Genomic DNA, 15,205 nt, shown 5'->3' with positions numbered 1-15,205 from the left:
ACTATATCCGGTTAAGGAATATTAGTTTTTAGCGTTTTTAAACGCAGCAGCCATAGCACTTAAACCAGTTTCTTCTACTTGGTTTAGGTTATCCATTGCTTCACGTTCATCAGCTTGATCTTTTGCTTTGATAGATAGACTAATAGTACGGTTCTTACGATCCACACCCATAAATCTAGCTTCAACGTCGTCACCAACTTTTAATACTGTAGATGCATCTTCGATACGCTCTACAGAAATGTCGCTAACACGTAGGTAACCTTCAACACTTTCAGCTAACAAGATAGTTGCGCCTTTAGCATCAACTTCAGTTACCTTACCAGTAACAATAGCACCTTTTTTCTTATCTGCAAGATACATATTGAACGGGTCGTCTTCAGCTTGTTTAACGCCTAACGAGATACGCTCACGTTCAGGGTCAACTTGAAGAACGATAGCGTCGATTTCATCGCCTTTCTTATAATCACGAACAGCTTCTTCACCGCCAGCCCATGAAATATCAGATAAGTGAACTAAACCATCAATGCCGCCGTCAAGACCGATGAAGATACCGAAGTCAGTAATTGACTTGATCTTACCTGATACTTTGTCGCCTTTGTTGAAGTTTTTAGCAAACTCTTCCCAAGGGTTAGCAATACACTGTTTAAGACCTAAAGAAATACGACGACGTTCTTCGTCAATTTCTAATACTAGAACTTCTACTGTGTCACCTAAGTTAACAACTTTAGATGGGTGGATGTTTTTGTTAGTCCAATCCATTTCAGAAACGTGAACTAAACCTTCAACGCCTTCTTGGATTTCAACGAAACAACCGTAGTCAGTTAAGTTAGTTACGCGACCAGAAAGTTTAGAACCTTCTGGGTAACGGTTAGCAATTGCTACCCATGGATCTTCGCCTAACTGCTTCATACCTAGAGATACACGAGTGCGCTCACGGTCGAATTTCAATACTTTAACTTGTATTTCATCACCAACATTTACGATTTCACTTGGGTGCTTAACGCGTTTCCAAGCCATATCTGTGATATGTAATAAACCATCAATGCCGCCTAAGTCAACAAATGCGCCGTAGTCAGTAAGGTTCTTAACGATACCTTTAACTTCTTGGCCTTCTGCTAATGACTCAAGTAATTCATCACGTTCTGCACTGCCTTCAGCTTCGATTACAGCACGACGTGAAACAACTACGTTATTACGCTTTTGATCAAGCTTAATAACTTTAAATTCTAGAGGCTTGCCTTCAAGGTGAGCAGTGTCACGTACTGGACGAACATCTACTAATGAACCTGGTAAGAAAGCACGGATATCGCTAACTTCAACAGTGAAACCACCTTTAACTTTACCGTTGATAACACCGATAACAGTTTCTTTTTCTTCATATGCTTTTTCAAGCACTTGCCATGCTTCGTGACGTTTTGCTTTTTCACGAGAAAGAATAGTTTCACCGAAACCATCATCTGTTGCATCTAAGGCTACATCAATTTCATCGCCAACAACTACTTCAACTTCACCAGCAGCGTTTTTAAATTGATCAATTGAGATAACACTCTCAGATTTTAAGCCAGCATCAACAATTACATTGTCTTTGTTAACGGCTACGATTGTTCCACGGATGATTGATCCAGGACGTGTTTCGATTTCTTTTAAACTTTCTTCAAAAAGTTGCGCAAAATTTTCAGTCATAACTTGTTATAAACTCAGCTATTAATCCATTCAACGTCATTGTTTCATGGGGTGGTTAAGTATGCCCAGTGCATCCATACAGTAGGCTTTCTATTAAAAGTTCTTTAATGCTAGCAGTTATTACAAATTTAGCTAACTTAAAGGTATGTGTTTTACGTTAATTTGCCATTGGCAAACATAAGGATTTTATTGACGACTTCTGTAATAGAAATATCAGTAGAATCAATAGTTAACGCTCCTTCTGCCGGGATAAGAGGAGCTACCTTGCGGTTTTGATCTCGCTCATCTCGTTGACGTATGTCATCCAAAAGGCGCCCGATGTTAACATCAATTCCTTTTTCTTTCAACTGATTAAATCTTCGGTCAGCTCGTTCTTCAGCACTAGCAGTTAAAAATATTTTTACTGGAGCTTTCGGAAAAACAACGGTTCCCATGTCGCGACCATCTGCAATTAAGCCAGGGCTAACGCTAAATGCACGTTGTCTTCGTAATAGCGCTTCTCTAACACGTGGAAATGCTGCTACTTTCGATGCTAATCCGCCAACTTCTTCAGTACGAATAATTTCAGTAACATTTTCACCTTCTAAAATAACTTTAGCTTCACCTTGACTATTAATTTCAAATTGAACATCTAAATGTGCAGCCATAGGGATAAGAGGCTCTTCATCATCTAATGAAAGTTGGTGATGTTGAATGGCAACAGCTAAGACGCGGTAAATAGCCCCACTGTCAAGAAGGTGCCAACCTAATTGGTCCGCAACTATCCTTGCAACGGTTCCTTTACCAGCCCCACTTGGGCCATCAATGGTTATAACTGGTGTGCTTTCCTGCATACTTTTTTCTCCTAACATCGAAAATCGGCGCAATTATACGGGATTTATAGAGTAATACCAATCGGACTAATTTATTGATCACTTAGCGAGAATTAAAAGGCTTAGAGGCAAGGCATTACTTGAAGAGAATGGTTATCCCTTGTCAAAATCAATAACGCCGCATGTAAGCCTTTACCTTTTATTAGGTACTCGCCCTTTGGGAGCTCATTAGCAAACTAATAACATCATAAAATGAATGAAATATAGAACTAACTATGTTTAACTCATTTTACTTGTTTTAAGCTCGCTATTGTAGCTCTAAGCTGACTAATTAATTAATCTGTTTGGTATAATATCGCGCAAAAATGTTTTTCTATAACATTATTAACAAGAAACTTGTGCTAGCTTGTCAAAATAGTCTGGGAATGTTTTCGCCGTACACTTAGGATCATTAATAGTAACGGGGGTATCACTCAAAGCAACAAGAGAGAAACACATAGCAACTCTATGATCATTATAGGTATCAATTTCTGCATGTTTCAGTGATTTTGGTGGAGTAATTGAAATATAATCTTTGCCTTCAACAACCTCAGCTCCAACCTTTCTTAGTTCCGTCGCCATTGCGTTTAATCGGTCTGTTTCTTTTACACGCCAGTTATATATATTTCTAATGGTTGTAGTACCTGTCGCAAAAAGTGCGGTGGTAGCAATAGTCATTGCCGCATCAGGAATATGATTCATATCCATATCTACTGCTGTCAACGGCTTACCGATAACAGTGATTGACTCATCCTTCCAATGAATTTCTGCACCCATTTTTTCAAGAACATCGGCAAAATGTTTGTCGCCCTGGACACTGAGCTTACCAATACCATGAACAGTAACTTCACCACCTTTTATAGCGCCAGCTGCTAAGAAATATGACGCAGAAGATGCATCACCTTCCACCATATATTTATCTAGCGCTTGATATGACTGCTTACCGTTAACGATGAAAGACTTGTAGTCATTATTTTGAACACTGACATTAAATCTACGCATAATATCAAGCGTAATATCAATGTAGGGTTTGGAAACTAACTCACCATCAATTTCTATTGTGGTATTGGTTTCTAGTAAAGGTGCAATCATCAAGATAGCAGTTAAAAACTGACTCGATATAGAACCATCAATGGTCACTGTATTGCCAGTTAACGCTTTACCTTTAATTTTTACAGGTGGGTAATCTTTATTTTCCAAGTATTCTATATCGGCATCAAGTTGTGCTAAAGCATCAACTAAATGACCAATCGGCCGCTCTTTCATTCTTGGTTCACCGGTTAAGATAAACTCACCTTCGCTTGCCGCAAGTGCAGCACACAATGGGCGCATCGCCGTACCTGCGTTACCTAAGTACAGTTCCAATGGTTTTTTAGCATTGAAAAAGCCACCATTTCCGATAACAGTACACTCAGTACCACAATCGCTTAACGTATATTCAATACCAAGGCTTTTTAACGCATTTAGCATATGGTTGATGTCATCACTCACTAATAAATTAGTGATTTTTGTAACACCATTAGCTAACGCCGCAATTAACAAGGCACGGTTAGATAAACTTTTAGAACCAGGTAAAAATATTTCTCCATTAATTTTACCTATTGGATTTAATGTTAACTGTTCCACTTTATCTATTCCTCTTTTCAAACTGTTGCATAAAGTCTACAAGCGCTTGTACACCTTCAATAGGCATTGCATTATAAATACTTGCGCGCATGCCACCTACAATTCTATGGCCCTTGAGTGCAGTTAAACCAGCAGCCTCAGACTCACTTAAAAACTTATCATTTAAGCTTTCATCTTTTAACCAAAAAGGAATATTCATCTTGCTACGATATTTGGTATCAATAGTATTTTGATAGAAGTCACTATCATCAATAGCTTGATACAATAACGCCGCTTTAGTTTGATTAATTTTAGCAATAGCTTTTACGCCACCTAAATCTTTAAGCCACTGGAATACTAAACCCGCAAGATACCAAGCATACGTTGGAGGAGTATTATACATTGAGTCATTATCTGCAGCCAATTTGTAATTCATAATACAGGGTGTGGCTATTTGAGCATGACCCAGTAAGTCTTCACGAACAATAACAATGGTTAAGCCTGATGGGCCGATATTTTTTTGAGCACCAGCATAGATTAAGCCAAATTTACTGACGTCGACTTCATGGGATAAAATAGTTGATGACATATCAGCAACTAAAGGCACACCATTAGTTTCTGGTATTTCATTAATTTCGATACCGTTAACGGTTTCATTAGGGCAATAATGAACATAAGCCGCGTTGGGACTTATTGGCCATTCTGTTGGGTTAAGGACACTAATATTGCCATTATCTTCTTTGGTGATGTTAATAACATTAATATCACCAAAGTTTTTTGCTTCGGCTGCTGCTGCTTTAGACCATGAGCCATCAACAATGTAATCAGCAGTTTGTCCTGTGGGTAATAAATTCAATGGAACAGCAGAAAACTGTCCACGTCCGCCACCATGACAAAACAAAACTTTATAATTATCAGGAATAGACATAAGCTCACGTAAATCAGCTTCTGCTTTTTCAGCCATTGCAATGTAAATACCACTACGATGGCTTAATTCCATCACAGAGCTACCCGTACCTTGCCAATTTAAAAACTCATGTTGTGCTTTTGCCATCACAGGTGTCGGCAACATAGCTGGACCAGCACAAAAATTAAAAACTTCTGACATTATCTTTCCTACTTTATTAACTACGATTTGAAATATTTATTTGCTTATAAAAACACATTAAAAAAGGCGGTTATTAGCCGCCTTTTTAGTGTTGATGCGACAATTACTCTTGATTGTCGTCTTGTGAGGTATCAGCAACATCCTGTTGAGCGCTATGCTCTGGATTATCTTCAGAGCTGGGCTCCACACTTGTTTCAATGACTTCATCACCCTCAGCAACTTCTTCAAGCTCTGCTGGCTCTTCAATTTCATCAATACGTTGTAGTGCTACCACATGTTCATCATCAGCAGTACGTATCAAACGTACACCTTGAGTATTACGACCAATAACGCTCACTTCATTGACACGAGTACGAACTAGAGTACCACTGTCAGTAATTAGCATTATCTCATCAAGATCTTCTACTTGAACTGCACCAACAACCTTACCATTTCGTTCACTAACTTTAATAGAAACAACACCTTTCGTTGCTCTACTCTTAGCTGGATATTCAGCTAAATCAGTACGCTTACCAAAACCATTTTCAGTAATGGTTAAGATTGGACCATCATTCTTAGGTATAATAAGCGAAACAACTTTTTGCTCACCTTCAAGCTTGATACCACGTACACCAGTACCGGTACGACCGATTGGTTTTAACGCCCATCGTTGTTCACCCGTTTCTGGATCAAGTTTTATTTCACCTGTTTCGCTATCACGTACTTTTTCGTTAAAGCGGACAACTTTACCCGCATCCGAGAACAACATAACATCGTTAGTACCGTCGGTAATATCAACACCGATTAAGGTATCATCATCACGAAGGTTTAAGGCAATAATACCGTTAGCACGTTGATTAGAGTAGGCATCTAAACGCGTTTTCTTCACCGTACCAGAAGCTGTTGCCATAACGATATATTTATCATCGGCATAATCACGTACTGGTAAGATAGCAGTGATACGTTCATCACTTTCTAATGGCAAGATGTTTACAATAGGTCTACCTCTTGCGGTACGACTTGCTAATGGTAATTGGAAAACTTTCAACCAATATAATTTACCACGGTCTGAGAAACATAAAATAGTGTCATGTGTATTAGCCACGAGTAAACGTTCGATGAAGTCTTCTTCTTTCATCTTAGTCGCTGCTTTACCTTTACCACCGCGACGCTGAGCTTCGTAATCACTTAAGACTTGATACTTAACATAACCTTCATGTGAAAGTGTCACTACAACATCTTCTTCAGTGATTAAGTCTTCTAAAGACAAATCATGTGAAGCGTTAGTAATTTCAGTTCTACGTTCATCACCAAACTCATCACGAATAGCAACAAGTTCTTCACAAATCACTTCCATTAAACGAGCAGGTGTAGCCAAAATATGCATTAATTCTGCAATAAGGTCTAATAACGCTTTGTACTCGCTTAGAATTTTATCGTGTTCCATGCCAGATAGTTTATATAACTGTAGGTCGACGATTGCTTTTGCTTGTTCGGCGGTTAAGTAATATAAACCATCACGAATACCATATTCAGGTTCTAACCACTCAGGACGTGCTGCATCATTACCCGCTTCGCTGAGCATGTTAGCAACATTACCGAGTTCCCAACCTTGGGAAATAAGCTTTTCTTCAGATTCTTTTCTGTTATTCGAATTTTTAATCATTTCGATGATAGGGTCTATATTTGCTAATGCAATGGATAAACCTTCTAAGATATGAGCACGGTCACGTGCTTTTCTTAATTCGAAAATAGTACGACGAGTAACAACTTCACGGCGATGCAAAACAAATGCTTCTAACATCTCTTTGATATTAAATATTTTCGGTTGGCCATTGGTTAATGCCACCATATTTAAACCGAAAGAAACCTGCATTTGCGTCAGTTTGTATAAGTTATTTAAAACAACTTCACCTACTTCACCGCGTTTGATTTCAATAACCATACGCATGCCGTCTTTATCAGACTCATCACGTAAAGCAGAAATACCTTCAAGACGTTTATCTTTAACAAGCTCAGCCATTTTTTCAATTAAGCGTGCTTTGTTTACTTGATAAGGTAGTTCGTGAACAATTATTGTTTCTTTACCCGTGGTTTCATGAACATCAATACTTGCACGTGCACGAATTTTTATTTTACCGCGACCGGTTCGGTATGCTTCTTCGATACCTGCACGACCACTAATAATACCTGCTGTTGGAAAGTCAGGACCAGGGATATGTTCTAAAATTTCTTCAAACGTTAATTCACTGTTATCAATAAGTGCTAAACAAGCATTGATAACTTCAGTTAAATTATGCGGAGGAATATTGGTTGCCATACCAACAGCAATACCTGAAGTACCATTAACGAGTAAGTTAGGTACACGGGTAGGCATAACCGCTGGTATATGTTCTGTACCATCATAGTTAGGTACAAAATCAACGGTTTCTTTATCTAAATCGGCTAGAATAGAATGTGCAATTTTAGACATTCTAATTTCGGTATAACGCATTGCAGCTGCGCTATCACCATCAACAGAGCCGAAGTTACCTTGTCCATCGACAAGCATGTAACGTAAGGAGAATGGCTGTGCCATACGAACTATTGTATCGTAAACTGCAGTATCACCATGAGGGTGATACTTACCTATTACATCACCAACCACACGGGCTGATTTTTTATAGGCTTTATTCCAATCATTACCTAATACATCCATGGCGAATAACACCCGACGATGTACAGGTTTTAAGCCATCACGAACGTCAGGCAATGCGCGCCCAACTATTACACTCATGGCATAATCTAAATAGGAGGTTTTTAGTTCATCTTCAATATTAACTGGAACTATTTGTTTGGCCAGATCGGACATAAATCGATGGTATCCCTTAACTAATTCTTTTGCTTAATAATACTAGCAATATAGCGAGGCTAATTTCTAGTAGTAAATAAACGGTATTTTAAAGATTTTATTGTTATCTAATAGACACTAATAATAGTAATCAACGCAGCATACTAGCATAAAAATTGTTGATGCCATACAGCTTTATTTAAAGGTTTTTTTAGGGGTAATAATCAGCTTAAAAAAGCACCTAAAAAGCGTAGATTTGATCTATCCCCTTTGCTTAAAAATGACTTTCGTTTAGAATCGAATGATTGAAAGTCAATTTAAAGTAGTGAATGTATGTCAAGCCAACCCCTTAACGTAAATGAAGATGAAATTGCAAAGTTCGAACAAGTTGCTAGCCAATGGTGGGATTTAACCGGTGACTTTAAACCTCTACATCAAATTAACCCATTAAGAGTCCAATTTATAAGTCAGCATATTGCGCTTCAGGTTGAAGGTATTGATTCGAAGAATGGCTTTTATGATATGCAAATTATTGATGTTGGTTGTGGTGGCGGTATTTTATCAGAATCACTAGCAAAACTAGGTGCCAACGTAACGGGTATTGATATGGGCACCGAACCACTCAATGTTGCAAAATTGCATGCGTTAGAAACTGGCGTATCCATTAATTATCAAAAAATAACTGCCGAAGAAAAAGCACTGGAAAATCCAGGTACTTTTGATGTCGTTACTTGTATGGAAATGTTAGAACATGTTCCTGACCCTGCTTCGGTGATTCAAGCATGTTCTACCTTGGTTAAACCAGGAGGCTTGATTTTCTTTTCAACGCTCAATAAAAGTATCAAATCTTATTTACTTGCCATACTTGCAGCAGAGAAACTTCTCAAAATTGTTCCTGATGGGACTCATGACCATGATAAGTTTATTCGACCTTCACAACTTATTGGTTGGGCAGAAGAACACGGATTAAAGTGTATTGATGCCAGTGGTATCCATTACAATCCCATTACAGGAAACCATAAGCTCAATGACTCACTGGATGTTAATTATATATTGTGTTGTCGTAAGCTTTAAAAATAACGACCCTAGCTGTTCATTAAGTTCAAAAACTTGGTAAATTCGATGTTTCAGGTACCTGCAGAATAATTGTTGTATAAACAATCAAGTTGTTTATACAACAATCTGCGCTTAGCTTTAAATCATAACCAACTGTAAAATATGTATTTTATTTTGTTTATATTAATTTATTATAGCGAACATAAATATTGAGCAAAAATAATTTATAAAAATAATTTATCGTAAAAAAAGTAAAGAAATCATTGCTTTTAGTAAATTCCAAAATAAAATTGCCTTACTAGGTTAGTCATCACTAACCCTTAAATTAAGGCAAAAACAATCACAAAGATCAACTCATTTTATCACTTGCAAAACAAGTCACACCTCACTATTCTCTTATCAATTAAGGACGTAGCTGGATATTTAGGCACAAAAAAACCTTAAGCGTTTCTGACGCGCTTAAGGTTTCTAAAGTCAGCATAACCGAAGTAAATCGAAAGATGACAAATGTTTGCAAAGCCACTATATATTTTTAGGGTTACTGATTCAACTTTTATGAGTCGTCTTTCTTTCGATTATTTCAGAATTTTAACTTTGAAGTAAATAGGAGATCACAATATGATATCAGTAGATTTGAATATAAAATTCAAGTTCAAGATAGCAAGTCTGATTTATATTATTCAGTTTTGGATAATGTAATAGCAATTAAGACTATTTAATACTACAAACCATTCACTGCATTGAATGGTTTTTTTATGTCTGAGGATCTAATGAAGCCATTCTGACCCTGCCCCAATAATTCAAGCATTTTCTACCTTAGTTAAACCGAGATACTTGATTTTCTTTTTAACGCTCAATAAAAGCGTAAAATCTTATTTACTTGCAATACTCGCAGCAGAAGAACACAGATTAAAGTGCATTGATGACAGTGGTATCCTTTACAATCTAGCTCAATTAAGCTCAATTCAGCCCAATCCAACTACAGGAAACCATAAATTCAACTATTCACTGGCTGTTAATTATATATTGTGCTGTCGTAAGCTTTAAAAATAACGACCCTAGCTGTTCATAAAGTTCAAAAACTTGGTAAATTCGATGCTTCAGGTACCTGCAGAATAATTGTTGTATAAACAATCAAGTTGTTTAAACATTAATCTGCGCTTAACTTAAAACCATAACCACTTGTAAAATATACATTTTATTTTATTTATATTAATTTATTATAGCGAACATAAATATTGACCAAAAATAATTTATAAAAATAATTTATCTTAAAAAAAGTAAAATAATCGTTGCTTTTAGTAAATTCCAAAATCAAATTGTCTTACTAGGTTAGTCATCACTAACCCTTAAATTAAGGCAAAAATAATCACAAAGATCAACTCATTTTATCACTTGCAAAACAGGTCAAACCTCACTATCTTGTGTCTAGAATTATAAAAAACCCTAGATATTGTGCATTTGATGCTCAGTTGTTATTTTTAATACTACGTATTAAGTTATTTATTTCTAATACGTATGTGGGATTTTTTATTAGGGACGTTTTAGATCCTTTTATTAGGAATAAAAAACAATAACAATAATCGCTTTACAGGTATTTCATGAATAACAACCTCTTTGTAACTAAACGAAATGGTGAGAAAGAAACCATTGATTTAGAAAAAATTCACCGTGTCATTGCTTGGGCCGCGGATGGCTTAGAACAAGTTTCTGTTTCTCAAGTTGAATTAAAATCTCACATTCAGTTTTATGACGGGATCAAAACTGAAGATATTCATGAAACTATTATTAAATCAGCTGCTGATTTGATATCTGAAGAGACTCCAGATTATCAATACTTGGCAGCTCGTTTAGCAGTATTTCATTTACGTAAAAAAGCCTACGGACAATTTGAGCCACCGGCCCTTTATGATCACGTAGTGAAATTAGTTGAAGCGGGTAAATATGATCAGCATTTGTTAGCTGATTATACTAAAGATGACTTTGAGCACATGTCCAGCTTTATGGACCATAGCCGTGATCTAAACTTCAGCTATGCTGCCATGAAGCAGCTTGAAGGTAAGTATTTAGTACAAAACCGTGTTAGCGGTGAAATTTACGAAAGTGCTCAATTCCTCTATATTTTAGTTTCGGCATGTTTGTTTGCTAAATACCCTGTTGAATCTCGCTTACGTTACGTAGAAGATTTTTATCACGCTATCTCTCGCTTTAAAATATCATTGCCTACTCCAATCATGGCCGGTGTTCGTACACCAACACGTCAATTCTCATCTTGTGTATTGATTGAGTGTGGCGATAGTTTAGATTCAATTAATGCTACATCAAGCGCTATTGTTAAATATGTATCTCAACGTGCTGGTATTGGTGTCAATGCTGGTCGTATTCGTGCTTTAGGTAGCACGATAAGAAATGGTGAAGCATTTCATACTGGTTGTATCCCATTCTTTAAGCATTTCCAAACAGCAGTTAAAAGTTGTTCACAAGGTGGTGTTCGCGGCGGTGCTGCTACATTGTTTTATCCTTTATGGCATCTTGAAGTAGAAAGCTTACTGGTACTTAAAAATAACCGTGGTGTTGAAGAAAACCGTGTGCGTCATTTAGATTATGGTGTGCAATTTAACAAGCTGATGTACCAACGTTTAATTAAAGGTGGCTCTATTACCTTATTCAGTCCTAGTGATGTTCCGGGACTATATGATGCTTTCTTTGAAGACCAAGAAAAGTTTGAGCGTTTATACGTACAGTATGAAAACGATGATTCAATTCGCAAAAAACGTATTAAAGCTATCGAGTTATTCACGCTGTTTGCACAAGAACGCGCAAGCACCGGCCGTATCTACTTACAAAACGTAGATCACTGTAATACTCATAGTCCATTTGATTCAAGTAAAGCGGCTATTCGTCAGAGTAATTTGTGTTTAGAAATTGCCCTGCCAACTAAGCCAATGAATGATATTAATGATGAGAATGGGGAAATTGCGCTTTGTACACTTTCTGCATTTAACTTAGGTGCTATCGACTCATTAGATGAACTAGAGGGATTAGCAGATCTCGCTGTTCGCGCTTTAGATAGTTTATTAGATTATCAAGACTACCCTATTGCTGCAGCACAAAGTGCTAGCATGGCGAGAAGAACATTAGGTATAGGTGTTATTAACTATGCATACTATCTTGCTAAAAACGGACTTTACTACTCAAACGGTAGTGCAAATAACTTAACTCACCGCACTTTTGAAGCTATTCAGTTTTACTTACTCAAAGCGACAAATGAATTAGCGAAAGAGCAAGGTGCATGTCCTAAATTTGATGAAACACTCTTATCTAAAGGAATTTTACCGATTGATACTTATAAAAAGACAATCGATGACATTACCGGTGAACCACTTCATTTAGATTGGGAAAGTTTACGTGAAAGTATTAAAAAGCATGGTGTAAGAAACTCAACAGTTTCTGCATTAATGCCATCTGAAACATCTTCACAGATATCTAACGCAACTAATGGTATTGAGCCACCTCGTGGTTTAATAAGCATTAAAGCCAGTAAAGATGGTGTATTGAAACAAGTTGTTCCTGAGTATGAAAAACTAAAAGGCAATTATGAGTTACTCTGGAATATTCCAGATAACCAAGGCTATTTAGAATTGGTTGGTATTATGCAAAAGTTTGTCGACCAAGCGATATCAGCAAATACTAATTATGATCCGAATAAATTTGAAGGCGGTAAAGTCCCCGTTAAACAAATCTTAAAAGATATACTAACGGCCTATAAACTGGGTGTTAAAACACTTTATTACCATAACACCCGTGATGGTGCGAGCGATGATATTGAAATTGAAGACGATAGTTGTGCTGGCGGAGCTTGTAAAATTTAATCTTTTTACTTAACCCTCTTATATCTCAAACTTACTATATAAAGCCTAGCAATGTACTAGGCTTTTGCTACTACAGCACTGTAGTCCCAAAGGAATAAAAACATGACGTATACCACGTTTAATCAAGTACCTAACAATGCACTTTTAGAGCCAATGTTTTTAGGTAATAGCGTTAACGTTTCTCGCTACGATCAGCAACGTTATATTGCTTTTGAAAAATTAATTGAAAAGCAATTATCATTTTTTTGGCGTCCAGAAGAAGTAGATGTATCTAAAGATAGAGCTGATTGGCAGAGCCTTACCGATTCAGAAAAGCACATATTTATTTCTAACTTAAAGTACCAAACACTTTTAGATTCAATGGCTGCACGTTCTGTTAATGCAGTATTACTTCCTTTGGTTTCTTTACCTGAAGTAGAAACTTGGGTAGAAACATGGGCTTTTAGTGAAACCATTCATTCACGTTCTTACACCCATATTCTTCGTAACTTATTTACTGAACCAGGTGAAATATTTGACGATATAATCGTTAATCCAGCCATTTTAAAACGTGCTTCAAGTATTGCTAAGTTTTTTGATGACGTCATTCTGACCACTCAGTTACTTCAATCACAAGGTGAAGGAACTTATGAAGTTGAAGGTAAAACAGTTGAAGTATCAACCAGAAAACTTAAAGAACGTTTATTCCTTGCTGTTTGTTCTGTTAATGCATTAGAAGCTATTCGATTTTATGTAAGTTTTGCTTGCTCATTTGCTTTTGCAGAACGTGAATTACTTGAAGGCAATGCCAAAATTATAAAATTGATTGCACGCGATGAAGCACTTCATTTAACGGGTACTCAACATATTCTTAATAATTGGAGATCAGGTAAAGATGATCCTGAAATGAAGATTATTAGTGAAGAACTTCGTGATGAAGGTTTACAAATCTTCTTAGATGTTGTCGAGCAGGAAAAAGAATGGGCCCAGTATTTATTTAAAGATGGCTCAATGATTGGACTGAATGCCGATATTTTAAATCAATATATTGAATATATTTCTAATCAGCGTTTAACCGCCATCGGTTTTGGTGCACCTTTTGACATTAAGAGTAACCCGTTACCATGGATGAATGCTTATCTTGTCAGCGATAACGTGCAGGTTGCGCCACAAGAGACTGAAATATCGAGTTATTTAGTCGGCCAAGTAGATTCTTCCGTTGATGCAGATGACTTTGACGATTTTGATTTGTAGGCAAGTATACTGATGGCACTTGCCTTAATTGAGTGCTTTCAAAGTGTATAAAAGTAGAAAATACGAATCAAGATGTGAAGGATACCGTCAGATTGCAGCTAAAAATTAACGTTCAAAGTAAGGTTGTTCATTATGATAATAATGAACAAACGTTACTTGATTGTTTAGAGTCGTCCAATGTAGAAGTGCATTACCATTGTCGTGATGGATTTTGTGGTGCATGCAGAGTTACGTTAGTAGAAGGTGAAATTAACTACCCGTTAGGTGAGCCTTTAGCTTATGTCGGTGACAATGAAATTTTACCTTGCTGCTGCGTACCTGTAACTGATATTACCTTGTTAATAGAAGAATAGTACTAACTCCTCATACTAATACTTTCATCACCCGTGGCTTAGCTCTGGTGATAACGAAAAAAGCCACTAATATACCATCCGACTTATTGTCTTAAAGCTCCCTATAAAAAATTTTAGTCACTGTAAATAAGATACTAGACAAACTTACTATGCAACCATTCTGTGGCATGCACAATACGTTTACATAGCCTTGACTAGCCCAAGCAACTTCAATCCATTATGTATTGCAATAAAATAGCATCACTGAGGCTAAGTTTTACCATGTTATCTCTCAGCACGTTCGACTTTAGGTGTCGTAGTGAAAAGGCTGTTTTTTTATATAAGAAAAAAGCGTAAGAAAATAATTTTACTTACGCTTTTTAACATGTCATCGATTGGGCTTCTTTAACACTAAAACCAGTCTATAAACATTTTAGCGTGGTAAATAAAAGACCATCACAATACAGAATAACGCGATAAGCCAGAAAGCTTTAAAAAAAAACCTTACCCCTGTATTTCTATCATTTGGGTGTTTATCGGGCAATTCCATACCACAATGCTGACATTGATTTTTTTCACCTTCACAGGTATTTTCAGTTTGACAAAACAAACACGTTTTAGTTGTTTGGCTCATACGAGTTCCCTTTTAATATTCA

General features: G+C 36.8%; 10 protein-coding genes. 4 read left to right on the top strand and 6 right to left on the bottom strand.

Translation table 11 applies throughout. From position 1 onward, the window contains the following. Positions 1-21: 21 nt before the first annotated feature. The 5 genes from rpsA to gyrA all read right to left on the bottom strand — a co-directional run bounded on the left by rpsA (position 22) and on the right by gyrA (position 8,077). Positions 22-1,683, bottom strand: a complete 1,662-nt coding sequence (rpsA, locus tag CPS_RS10390) for a 30S ribosomal protein S1 (protein WP_011043149.1) — start codon at positions 1,681-1,683, stop codon at positions 22-24. Positions 1,684-1,835: 152 nt separating this feature from the next. Beyond that, positions 1,836-2,516: a (d)CMP kinase gene (cmk, locus tag CPS_RS10385; RefSeq protein ID WP_011043148.1), complete on the bottom strand. Its 681-nt coding sequence runs from the start codon at positions 2,514-2,516 to the stop codon at positions 1,836-1,838. 363 nt (positions 2,517-2,879) lie between these two features. After that, on the bottom strand, positions 2,880-4,160 hold the full coding sequence (gene aroA, locus CPS_RS10380) for a 3-phosphoshikimate 1-carboxyvinyltransferase (protein ID WP_011043147.1): 1,281 nt from the start codon (positions 4,158-4,160) through the stop codon (positions 2,880-2,882). Between the two features lies 1 nt (position 4,161). After that, positions 4,162-5,247, bottom strand: a complete 1,086-nt coding sequence (gene serC / locus CPS_RS10375) for a 3-phosphoserine/phosphohydroxythreonine transaminase (protein WP_011043146.1) — start codon at positions 5,245-5,247, stop codon at positions 4,162-4,164. A gap of 103 nt (positions 5,248-5,350) precedes the next feature. Then, entirely contained in the window at positions 5,351-8,077 is a 2,727-nt protein-coding gene (gene gyrA, locus CPS_RS10370; RefSeq protein ID WP_011043145.1) for a DNA topoisomerase (ATP-hydrolyzing) subunit A, read from the bottom strand. Between the two features lie 312 nt (positions 8,078-8,389). Here gyrA and ubiG point away from each other — a divergent pair, with 312 nt between their 5' ends. From ubiG to yfaE, 4 genes are all read left to right on the top strand, one after another. After that, on the top strand, positions 8,390-9,130 hold the full coding sequence (gene ubiG, locus CPS_RS10365; protein WP_011043144.1) for a bifunctional 2-polyprenyl-6-hydroxyphenol methylase/3-demethylubiquinol 3-O-methyltransferase UbiG: 741 nt from the start codon (positions 8,390-8,392) through the stop codon (positions 9,128-9,130). Positions 9,131-10,713: 1,583 nt separating this feature from the next. Next, on the top strand, positions 10,714-12,984 hold the full coding sequence (nrdA, locus tag CPS_RS10360) for a class 1a ribonucleoside-diphosphate reductase subunit alpha (protein WP_011043142.1): 2,271 nt from the start codon (positions 10,714-10,716) through the stop codon (positions 12,982-12,984). Between the two features lie 102 nt (positions 12,985-13,086). Next, positions 13,087-14,217 carry a class Ia ribonucleoside-diphosphate reductase subunit beta gene (nrdB, locus tag CPS_RS10355; protein ID WP_011043141.1) on the top strand — a complete coding sequence of 377 codons (1,131 nt, stop codon included), beginning with the start codon at positions 13,087-13,089 and terminating at the stop codon, positions 14,215-14,217. Between the two features lie 92 nt (positions 14,218-14,309). After that, positions 14,310-14,570, top strand: a complete 261-nt coding sequence (gene yfaE / locus CPS_RS10350) for a class I ribonucleotide reductase maintenance protein YfaE (RefSeq protein ID WP_049757842.1) — start codon at positions 14,310-14,312, stop codon at positions 14,568-14,570. A gap of 412 nt (positions 14,571-14,982) precedes the next feature. On the opposite strand, the gene CPS_RS10345 is transcribed toward yfaE, so the two are convergent. Beyond that, complete coding sequence (locus tag CPS_RS10345) at positions 14,983-15,183, bottom strand: hypothetical protein (RefSeq protein ID WP_011043139.1); 201 nt, start codon at positions 15,181-15,183, stop codon at positions 14,983-14,985. Between the last annotated feature and the right edge of the window lie 22 nt (positions 15,184-15,205).

This window comes from Colwellia psychrerythraea 34H, from assembly GCF_000012325.1.
GTDB lineage: Bacteria > Pseudomonadota > Gammaproteobacteria > Enterobacterales > Alteromonadaceae > Colwellia > Colwellia psychrerythraea_A.
The sequence above is the reverse complement of the archived record's forward strand: the minus strand, read 5'-3'. Positions and strand labels throughout refer to the sequence as shown.